This window comes from Sphingopyxis sp. RIFCSPHIGHO2_12_FULL_65_19 (assembly GCF_001830555.1).
Classification (GTDB): domain Bacteria; phylum Pseudomonadota; class Alphaproteobacteria; order Sphingomonadales; family Sphingomonadaceae; genus Sphingopyxis.
Genome location: NZ_MIAM01000067.1, coordinates 1 through 12,319 on the forward strand (window position 1 = coordinate 1; position 12,319 = coordinate 12,319).

Below are 12,319 nucleotides of genomic sequence, written 5' to 3' on the forward strand. Positions count from 1 at the left end.
CGGTTGTCGGGGCCGACGGATCGGTGACCGGCGGCACCTTCACTTATGAATATGTCCTCGGCGACAACACGCTGACCCACAGCGTGCAGGGCGAAGATTTCGTTTCCGACAGCTTTGCGGTCGTGGTGACCGACAGCGACGGGTCGAGCGCCAACGCCAGCCTCGACGTGCGGATCGTCGATGACGTGCCGGCGGCCGCTGACGACAGCGCCGACGCGGCCGAAGACATGGCGGTGGTCATCGACGTGCTGGCGAACGATGTGCGCGGCGCCGACGGGGTCGATCTGGCCGCCGGGGTCGCACTGGGCACGGCGCCGACGAAGGGCAGCGTGGCTTATAATGGCGACGGCACCTTCACCTATACCCCGACCGCGGGACAGGAAGGCGAAGACAGCTTCACCTATGTGATTACCGACGGCGACGGCGACACCTCGACCGCAACGGTCACCGTCACGCTGGCGCGGGATTCGGTTCCGACGATCAACCTGGGCGCCGACAACAGCGTCAACGAAGCGGGCCTGCCTGCGGGGTCGAACGCTGCATCGAACAGCGAAACCGCAACGGGCAGCTTTACGCTGACCACGGGCAACGACAGCGTCGATACGCTGGTCGTCAACGGCGTCGACGTGACGGCCGGCGGGACGGTCACCACCCCGCGCGGCGTGCTGACCGTAACGGTCAGCGGCGGTTCCTACAGCTATAGCTATCCCCTGACCACCAACACGGCGGGCGACAATACGTCGGACAGCTTTACCGCGGTGCTGACCGACAGCGACGGCGACACGGCGACCGACACGCTGGTGATCAATATCGTCGACGATGTTCCGACCGCCAATCCCGACATCGACAGCGTGACCGAAGATGGTCCGCTGACCGCCGATGGCAATGTGCTGGTCGGCGCGGGAGGCGACGATGCGAACGCGACCGACGGCGCGCTGGATGTTCGCGGCGCCGATGGCGCCAATGTGACGGCGGTAAGCTTTGGCGCAACGCCCGGCACGGTGGGCGCAGGTCTGGCCGGTGCTTATGGCACGCTGACGCTGAATGCCGATGGCAGCTATTCCTATGCGCTGAACAATGCGGCGCAGCCGGTGCAGGGGCTTTCGGCGGGGCAGACGCTGACCGAAATCTTTACCTACACGATCACCGACGGCGACGGCGATCCCGCATCGACGACGCTGACGATCACGATCAACGGCGCCGACGATGGTGTCACGATCACCGGCCTGGACGCCGCGGGCGCCGAACTGTTCGTCGACGAAGACGATCTGCCGACGCGCGCGGGCGAGGCCGCGGGTTCGGACACGACCCCCGACGGCGTGACCGACAGCGACAGTTTCAGCGTGTCGACCCCCGACGGCATGGGTACGGTCGTGCTGACCAGCTTCAACGGCGTGCCGCTCGGCGCTCCGCTGACGCTCGTCGTCGCCAATGGCAGCTTCACCCCGCAATCGGTGGCGACGGCATATGGCACACTCAACGTCACCGGCTTTACGCCCGTCACCGGCGCCGATGGATCGGTGATCGGCGGGACGTTCACCTATAGCTATACGCTTACCGACAACCGCACCGACCACCCCGCGGCCGGTCAGGACGACCGCACCGACAGCGTGGGCGTCACCGTCACCGACAGCGACGGATCGAGCGCAAGCGCGACGATCGACATCCGCGTCACCGACGATGTTCCCGACGCGATCGACGATGGCACGACGCAGACGATCGAAAATGCGCCGGTCACGATCAATGTGCTCGCCAACGATGTGCAGGGCGCCGACAGCGTCCAGCCGTCGGCGGTCGAACTGGTGGCGGGCTCGCTCACCGGCACCGGCACGCTCGTCAACAACGGCAACGGCAGCTTTACCTACACCGCCGCTGCACAGGAAACGGGCACGATCAGTTTCCAGTACCGCGTGACCGATGGCGACGGCGACACCGACATTGCCACCGCGACGATCACGCTGGTCGCCGATTCGGCGCCGCAGATCGGCAAGATCGCCGATGTCACGGTCGACGAAGACGGCTTGCCCGGCGCCAATATCGACAATGGCCTGGCCGGCGAAGTGACCTCGACCGGCAGTGCGAGCGCCAATGGCACGATCATCGTCGATTTCGGCAGCGACGTCCCATCGACGCTCGCAGGCTCGCTGGTCCTTAACGACAGCGCGGCGCTCGACACGCATCTTATTGTCAACAATGCGCCGGTGACGTTCGACAAGGTCGGCAATGATCTTGTCGGCTCGGTCGGCGGCAATGAAGTCATCCGCATCAGCCTGACCACCCCGGTCGCCGGTCCCGGCGCGACCGAAGTCACCTATGGCTATACGGTCACGCTGTCGCAAGCGATCGACCAGGCGGTCCCCGGCAGCGAGGACAGCGATTTCCTGGCGGGCATCGGCTTTACGGTCACCGACAGCGACGGAACCCAGGCGTCGGGCGCGTTCGGCGTCACGATCGTCGATGACCTGCCGACGCTGAACGTGTCGGACGCGCCGACGACGGTTGTCGAAGGTGCGACCGCGAATGGCAGCTGGACGCTCGACCGCGGCGCCGATGGCGTCACCTCGGTCAACGTCAGCTTTGGCAGCGGCAGCGAGACCCTGTCGCTGGCACCCGGAAGCAGCGTTTCGATCGTCCAGCCCACTGGCACGCTGACCGTCAACGCCGACGGCACGTTCAGCTTTGCCGCCGCGGGGAACCAGAATAACGCGACGAATCCGTCGGCCAGCTTCACGCTGTCGGCGGTCGATCGCGACGGCGATCCGACGTCGGACAGCCTGACCATCGCGATCACCGACGGAGCAAACCCGGTGAGCGCGACTCCGATCACGCTGACCGTGAACGAAGCCGCGCTCGCCGACGGCCGCACCCCGGCCAGCCCCGACGAGGTGGCGAGCGGCACCCTCAGCTTCACGGCGGGTTCGGACGCGCTGGCGGGCTTTGCCTTTACCGGGGTCGCCGGCCTTGTCGCCAATCTGGACGGCGCGGGCACCGATATTTTCTGGACGATGGCGCCCGACGGGCTGACGATCACCGGATCGCTGACCTCTGGCGGTCCCGCCGCGATCACGATCGGCCTGACCGCCCCCGCCAGCATCGCCCCCGGCGCAACGAGCAGCGCGACCGTTACGGTGACGCTGGCCGACAATTTGCCGCACGCACTGGCGATGGCGGCGCAGACGCAGGCGCTGGGCACCGTCACCGTGCAGGCGGCGGACACCGACGGCGACCTTGCCACGGGCGTCGTCACGGTGCGCGTCATCGACGATATTCCGACGATCACGTCCGTCGCGGGCGGCGCCAATGCGCTGACCGTCGATGACAGCGACCTGGCAACCAACGCCACCGCCAATTTCGGTTTCGGACAGCCGGGCAGCCTGTTCAATGTCGCGTTCAACGCGGACGGGCCGGCGGCAGTCAACCCGATCGTCTACACGCTGGGCGTGAGTGCGGCCGGCGTCGCATCCGGCCTGGTCGACACGATCACGGGCCAATCGGTCGTTCTGACCAACGAGGCCGGCGTCGTTTACGGCCGCACCAGCGGCAGCGGCGAAACCGTGTTCACCCTGTCGGTCGATGCGAACGGCACGGTGACGCTGGACCAGCAACGTCCGATCTTTCATTCGCCCGACACCGGCGCCGACCAGGCAACGGGGCTGAGCGCCGCCGACCTGATCACGCTGACCGCGACGATCACCGACAGCGACGGCGACCCGGCGAGCGCGACGGCCAATATCGGCGGGGCGCTGACGTTCAAGGACGACGGCGTCAATATCGACATCGCCGTTGCGGGCGAGGCGAATATCCTGCTGACGACGCAGGATGGCGAAACGATCGGGGTGGCGAGCGACTTTGCGGTATCGGCCGCGAATTTCAGCGGTGCGTTCGCATTCGCCAACGCCGATTTCGGCGAGGATGGCGCGGGCGCTATCACCTGGGCCTACGCCCTGTCGCTGTTCGGCACCGACGGCGCCGATTCGGGTTTCGACAGCAATGGCGCGCCCATCTTTCTCTATAATGTCGGCGGTGAGATCCGCGGATCGACCGCGGCAAGCGCGGATGCCGTCAATTCGGGCAACACGATCTTCCTGATTGCGGCGAACCCCGCGAACGGCGCGGTCACGCTGACCCAGTTTGCGCAGATCGATCATGCCGCCCCCGGCGTGGACAGCAATTTTGAAAGCCAGATCGCGACGCTTGCGGACAATCTCGTCCGCCTGACTGGCACGGTGACGATCACCGATCGCGACGGCGATACCGACAGTGCGACGCAATCGATCGACCTTGGCGGCAACATCCGCTTTGCCGACGATGGCCCGATCCTCGACGTCACGTTGAAGACCGGCGCCGAACTGCGTATCGACGAGACCAACGGCGTTGTCGCCGCCGGGACCGAAGTCGACCCCGACGCCACCGGCAACCTCGGTTCGGCGACGATCGCGATCGCTGACCTTTACACGGTCAATCTGGATGCGGGCGCCGATACGCCGGTCGCTTACAGCTATGCGCTTGTTCTGGGCGGGGCGAACCCGGCCAGCGGATACCTGATTTCGGCGACGAACGAAGTGATCCGCCTGTATCAGACCGGCCCCGGCACGGTCGAGGGTCGCGGCGAGACGTCGGGCGACGTCGCCTTCACCTTCACCGTTGCGGCGAACGGCACGGTCACGATGACCCAGTTCATCGCGATCGAGCATGGCAACATCGCGAGCAACGACGAAAGCTCGCCTGGCATGGCGGCCGGGGCGCTGTTGCTCCAGGTCACGGCCACCGATTTCGACGGCGATTTCAGCCGCGACACGGTCGATCTGGGCAGCGCCGTCCGTATCGAGGACGACGGTCCGTCGATCACCAATGTCGCGGGTTCGGGCAGCGTCACGCTCGACGAAACCGGCGGGCTCGACACCAATGTCACATCGGCCGCGGCGGTCATCACCGCAAACCTCAATTTCGGCGCCGACGGCGCGGCAGCCGCGAACAGCGTCGTTTACGGCCTGTCGCTGACCGGCGACGGCACGACGCCGCTGACGACGGCGATCGGCGATTTCGCCATTTCGCTGGTCGCAACCTCGGCGACGACGATCGCCGGGCGCTATACCGACGGCGGCGGTGTGGTGCGCGATGCCTTTACGGTGACGATCAATGCCGACGGCACGCTGACCGTGTCGCAACTTGCGGCGTTGGAGCATTTGCAGGACGGCAGCACGCCGCTCCACAATGATGCGCTGACGCTGAACGGCCTGGTCGCCGCATCGGTGACGATCACCGACAGCGACGGCGACAGCGTGTCGGCGACCAAGCAGGTCGGCGGCCAGGTCACGTTCCTGGACGATGGCCCGTCGGTAACCGCCGCGGCAACCGGCACCATCCTGTTGAACGACGAAAGCGCGACCAGCAGCCTTGTTTCGACGCTCGATACCGGGATGATCGTCAAGGGCAACGATCCGGACGTCGGCGGCGCGGGTGCGATCAGCATCGCCACGTCGGGCACCGCGATCGTCACCGCGACCCCGGTCTATGGTACCGACGGCGCCGCGGTGACCGGGGCGGTAGCGTATAATCTGTTGCTCTCGGCATCGACATCGGGCCTCACCATCACCGACGGGTCCCCGATCACGCTCGTCACTTCGGGCAATTCGATCGTCGGCCGGGTCGGCGGCAGCGGTGCGTTCGCTGGACAGGCGGCTTTTGCCATCGCCATCGACCCGGCAACCGGCGTCGTTACCGTCGAACAATATCTGTCGCTCGACCACCCCGTCGGGACCGATCCCGACGACCAGCTGCAACTGATGGCGGGCGCGATCAATGTCGGCGTCACGGTGACGGACAGCGACGGCGACGTCGCATTCTCCAACGTCGTCGATATTTCGGGGCAGATCCGCTTCGACGACGATGGCCCGACGGTCAGCAATGTCGCGGGCGGCGTGAGCGTGACGCTCGACGAAAGCGGCGGTTTCGATACGGTCACGTCGGCGACGCCGGTGATCACCGCGGCGCTTGCCTATGGCGCCGACGGCACTGCGACGAGCGGCGCGACGACCTATGGCGTGGAACTGACCGGCGGCGGCACCAACGTCGCCAGCGGCCTGGCGACGGCTGTGGGCGACTTTGCGATCACGCTGGTCGAAACCTCGGCGACGACGATCGTTGGCCGCTATACCGATGGCGGCGGGGTGGTGCGCGACGCCTTCACCGTGACGATCAACAGCAATGGCACGCTGACGGTGACCCAGCTTGTCGCGCTCGAGCATCTGCAGGATGGGGCTGTGGCGCTCCACAATGATGCGCTGACGCTGAACGGCCTGATCAGCGCGACGGTGACGATCAAGGACGGCGACGACGACACCGCGACCGGCAAGACCGAGATCGGCGATCAGATCACCTTCCTCGACGATGGCCCGACGGCGAATGCCGATGCCAAAACGGTCGCCGAAGGCGCGACGGCGACGGGCAATGTCCTGACCGACAATGCCGACAGCTTTGGCACCGACGGCCCCGATGCGACCACCCCGGCGGGCGGCGTCGTCGGCGTGCGCGTGGCGGGCGGCGACACGACGACGCCGGTCACGACCGGAACCGGCACGGTCATCAACACCGCGCTCGGCACGCTGACGCTGGCTGCCGATGGCAGCTACAGCTATGCCGCCAATCCGAACGTGGTGACGGGAACCGCGACCGACAGCTTCGTCTATACGATCCGCGACGCCGACGGCGACACGTCGACGACGACGTTGACGATCACGATCAACGATTCGGGGCTCGCTGCGGGAAGCGACAATGTCATCGTCAACGAAGCCGGACTGCCCATCGGCAGCACCCCGGCGGCGGCGACCGAAATCGCGACCGGCACGATCGCCGACAATATCAGCGGCGGCACCGGGCCTTTCACCTATACGCTCGTGGGCAGCGGAACCGGCGCGTTCGGGACGTTCGTGCTCAATCCCAATGGCGGCTATACCTATACGCTGACCAGCCGGATCGACGGCGTCACCGCCGATAATGGCACGAACACCGTCGATAATGCCGAAACCTTCACCGTCCAGGTGACCGACGCAAACGGCAACAGCGTGACGACGACGGTGACCGTCGATGTGATCGACGATGTGCCGACCGCGCGCGCCGATCCGGCGATCGTCGTGGCCGAGGATGCGGCGAATGTCGGCGGCAACCTGCTCGACGACGACACACAGGGCGCCGACGGCGCGACCGTCACGTCGGTGACGATCGGGGCGACGACCACCGCGATCGCCGCGGCGGGTAACACCGTGATCACGACCGCGAACGGCGTCTATACGTTCAACGCGGCCGGCGTTTGGAGCTTTGATCAGAACCCGGTCAACAGCGCGGCGGCGGTCGATGCCAGCTTCAGCTATACGATCACCGACGGCGACGGCGATACCGCAACATCGACGCAGGCCATCAGCCTGACCGATGGCGCCAACCCCGGCGGCGGCGGATCGATCACGCTGGCGCTCGACGACCAGAATCTGGCCGACGGATCGACCCCGGCGAACCCCGATTTCGCCAGCGGATCGCTGGTCTTTACCCCGGGTTCGGACGCAATCGCGTCGATCGTCTTTGCCGGAAGTGTTGCCGGTTTGGGCGGCGGGTTGACCTGGGTGCGGGTGTCCGACACGCAGATCACCGGATCGGACGGCGCGCGCCTTGTCGTCACGCTCAACCTGGTGCGTAGCGGCAACACCGCGAATGTCACCGCGACGCTGAACGACAATTATGACGATCATCCGACGATAAACCTCGATGACCTCGTGAACCTCGGCTCGGTCGGGGTCGTCGCCACCGATATCGACGGCGACATGGCGACCGGCACCGTGGCCGTCACCGTCTCTGACGATCTGCCGACCGCGCGCCCTGACACCGATGCGGTGACCGAGGATGCGGCGACGGTGGCAACGGGCGATGTCATCACGGGCGTCGGCACGACCAATGCGCCCGGAAGCGCCGATACGCAGGGCGCCGATGGCGCGGCGGTGACCGGCGTCGCCGTCGGCACCTCGGCGGTTGCGGTGGCGGGCAATGTCGGTTCGGCCCTGACGGGCAGCTATGGATCGCTGACGCTGGCGGCGGGCGGCGGCTATACCTATACGCTGACCAACGGCAATGCGACGGTGCAGGCACTGGGTGTCGGCGAAACGCTGGTCGAAACCTTCTCCTACACCATCACCGATGGTGACGGCGACACGTCGACGACGACGCTGAAGATCACGATCGTCGGGTCGAACGACCTGCCGACGATTGGATCGGCGACCACCGCCGTGTCGGACGAAGGGCTGCCGGGCGGTTTCCCCGATAGCACGGGGACGGTCGATACCACGAACCTGACCGTCCGCACGGGCACGATCACCGCCACCGATCCCGACGGCGATCCGCTGACCTTCTCGCTCGGCGCGCCGGCAACGGCGCTGTCGTCGGGCGGCCAACCGATCGTCTGGGACACCACGAACCCGCAACTGTTGCTGGGCAAGGTCGGGGCCGACACGATCATCAGCATCGCGATCAACAATGCCGGCAACTTCACCGTGACGCTGTCGGCGCCGATCGACCATCCCAACACGACGCTGGAAGATGCGCTGTCGCTGGTGGTGCCGGTCAACGTCAACGACGGAACGACGACGGTTACCAACGCGACCGCGCTGACCATCGGGCTGGAAGATGACTCGCCGGTCGCGATCGCGCCGCTGAATGCGTCGCTGATCAACGCGCCGGGATCGTCGGTTTATCAGTCGCTCGATACCGACGGCGATGTCGACAATAATTATGGCGGCGACGGTCCGGGAAGCGTGATTTTCACCGCGGCGACGATTGCGGCGCTCCAGAGCCAGAATCTGACGTCGGGCGGCCAGGCGCTTACCTATGTCATCTCGGCGGATGGCACCGTCCTGACCGCGGAAAAGCCGAACGGCGACGATGTATTCATCATTCGCCTGCAACCCGCGGGCCATGCCGACCAATATCAGGTCCAGATGGTCCAGAAGCTGGATTCGACCTCGACGGTCGATTTCAACAGCGGCGGTTATAATTTCGTCGGCGGCAACACCGCTTGGGTCGGCTTTGTAAAGGCCGGCGACAACAACAGCCAGGACATCCTGATCACGCCGATGAAGAATGGCGCCGATGGTGGAACGGTGAATGCGAACAACACCGAAACCGGCGTCGATAACAACAATGTCGGCGCAAACGAGGCGGTGCGTGTCGATTTCGTCGTCGACCTGACGGGTTCGCCCGCCAACGGACAGGATTATGGCACGCTGGCGAACCAGAACCACGCCTTTGATTCGCACTATAATGCGAACGGGGCTTCGGCGCTGTTCACGAACATCACGGGCAGCAGCAGCGTCCGGCTCGTCGCGCGCGACGACATCGACACCGACAATGATATCGGTGACGGGGTCAAGGACACGATCACCAAGGTTGCGATCAGCTTCAACAATGCGACGCTGTCGGTAACGGCCAACGGCACCTATAATGTCGGCGGCCAGAATTTTACCGTGAGCTTCCTGAATGGCGAAGCAACGGTGACCGGGGTGGTGGAAAACACCGTCATCGCGGGCTTCACCGCCGACGGTTACAACAGCATCGAATTCCACCATGCCGGCGGCGACACGTTCAAGATCGGCGATTTCGGCGCGGTGGTGCAGACCGAAAATCCGGTCAATTTCAACGTTCCGGTCACGATCGTCGATGGCGATGGCGACACCGCCCAATCGTCGCTGGCGATCACCACGGCGTCGCCGTTGCTGGTTATCGGGTCGGCGACGGGCGACGTTGCGGGCGAGCCCACCGATCATGTCGTCGCCAATCCGCAAGGACAGGTCGACGGTGCGATCCAGGGCAGCAATTTCGACGATACGCTGGTCGGCGACCCCGGTTCGGTGACGATCACCGAAGGGCAGCAGGCGAATGTCGTGCTGGTGCTCGACAGTTCGGGCAGCATGACGACGCAGATTGCGTTCGGCAACGGCACGATCTCGCGTATGCAGGCGCTCAAGAACGGCGTGAATGCGCTGATCGACAGCCTCTCGCAATCGGGTGCGCTGGACGTCCGTATCACCGTGATCGATTTCGATGCCGACGGTGACAATCTAGGGACATTCAACCTGATCGTGAACGGCGTCGTACAGGCGGGTCAGGTCTCGGCGGCAAAATCGGCCGTCAACGGCATGGTCGCTTCGGGCGGCACCAATTATGAAGACGGCCTTCAGGACGCGCTGAGCTTGATCAACGGCGGCAATGGCATTGTCGGTGCTGACCTGAACAAGGTGGTGTTCGTTTCCGACGGCCTGCCAACGCTGTGGAACAACGGCGGGAACGGCAGCGATTCCGATTCGAGCAACGTTCAGAATGCGATGGACCAGGTGCTCGGAATCGATGACTCATCGAACGAGCCGCAGCAGATATTGGCGACGGGTTATTCGATCGATTCGGTCGGCGTCAACGTCAATTCCACGCTGCTGGCACGGTTGAGCGACGTCGAGGATGGCAATGGGTCGGGCGGCACGGGCAGCGCGACGAATGCCGCATCGGCCGAACAGCTTGCCGCGGTTCTCCAGGTGCTGGGCGGCTCGACCGACCTCGCCGCGGCGGGGAACGATACCATCACCGGCGGTGATGGCGCCGACGTCATTTTCGGCGACGTGCTCTATACCGACACGCTCGCGACCCAGCTTGGCGTGAACCTCGCGCCCGGTTCGGGCTGGGCGGTGTTCCAGACGCTGGAAGGGCGGCCGACATCCGAAACGCTCGATCCGGCGGGCAACGGCGCCGACTGGAACCGGCAGGATACGATCGCCTATATCCGCGCCAATTCGCAGGCGCTGGCCCAGGAAAGCGGCCGGACCAGCGGCAATGACATCATCAACGGCGGAGCCGGGAATGACTTTATCTATGGTCAGGAAGGCAATGATACGATCAGCGGGGGCGACGGCGACGACCTGATCTCTGGCGGTTCGGGCCGCGATGTCATGACCGGCGGGACAGGGACCGACAGCTTCCTGTTCGACGCGGGCCAAAGCCGCCCGACGCTGGGCGGCAGCGGCAACAACGGAACGATCACCGGGCATGACGTGATCACCGATTTCAACCTGGCGGTCGACATATTGAACCTGCCCGGAACCCCGGTGGCCGACGGCAACGGCAATGTCGACGGCACCAATTCGGCGCTGACGGTCAACGGCGAACCGATCCGATCGCATTCGGTAAACAACGGCGTCATCACGTTCGACGACAACAATAGTTTTGGAACGGCATTGGCGTTGTCGAGCGACGCGCGCGTTGCGGCGGCGGTCGATTATCTGCAACGTAACGACCTTGGCCCGGCCGGGACGACGGTGGCATTTGTCGCCGGGACGCGGACTTTCGTCTATCAGCAGGTGGGCGTCAGCCCGAACCCGAACAACGACATTCTTGTCGAATTGCAGGGCGTTGCCATCACCAACCTGAACACGCTGATCGGGACGCGCATCACGCCGGTGACGCTCGACCTGGATGGCGACGGCCTCGATTTCGTCGGCTCCGCCGCGGGCGCGGCCTTCGACTATGACGGCGACGGCGTCCGCGAAGCGACGTCGTGGGCCGGGGCCGGTGACGGTGTTCTGGCGCGCGACGCCAATGGTGACGGTATCGTCAACAATGGCAGCGAGATCATCTTCTCGATCGCCGGTTCCAGCGACCTTGAAGGCCTCCGCCTGCAATATGACAGCAATGGCGACGGGCAACTGAGCGCGGCCGACGCAGCGTTCGACAGCTTCGGCGTCTGGCAAGATGCGAACGGCAACGGCGTCACCGATGCAGGCGAGTTCCGCTCGCTCGGCGATCTGGGTATCGCGAGCATCGCGCTGACCGCCGATGGCAAGGCCTATGTCGCGGGCGATGGCGAGGTCATCGTGCATGGCGAGGCGAGCTACACCCGCACCGACGGCAGCAGCGCGGCGGTGGGGGACGTGTCCTTCATCACCGGCCGTCCGGCGAACGATATCGAGCGCGCGCAGGGCAACCAGGCGCTGACCAGTTCGCTGGTCGCCGCCTCGCTGGTCGCGATGGTCCATGACGGCCAGCAGAATGACCATGTGGTTGCGAAGTTTGCGACCGAAGACACGCCCGTTGCGGCCTATAGTGAAGCGAGCGTCCCGGCGGCGGTGGGCGATGCCCCCGTCAATCCCGAGGCAAGCATGGGCGCGGGCGATGCTGCGGAGCCGAAGGATATGGGCGCCGCAGCGCATTCGACCGCGCCGCACGCCGACGACGCGAGCCCCGCTGCCATCGAGCACGCCGACGACGGCGACGAGAGCGCTACCGGCGAGCG

The 12,319-nt window shown here is 65.4% G+C and carries 1 protein-coding gene; it reads left to right on the top strand.

All coding sequences use genetic code 11. The features are described from left to right. Positions 1–12,319: DUF5801 repeats-in-toxin domain-containing protein (locus A3E77_RS18445; RefSeq protein ID WP_293648807.1), on the top strand; the 12,319-nt coding region annotated here is incomplete at both ends.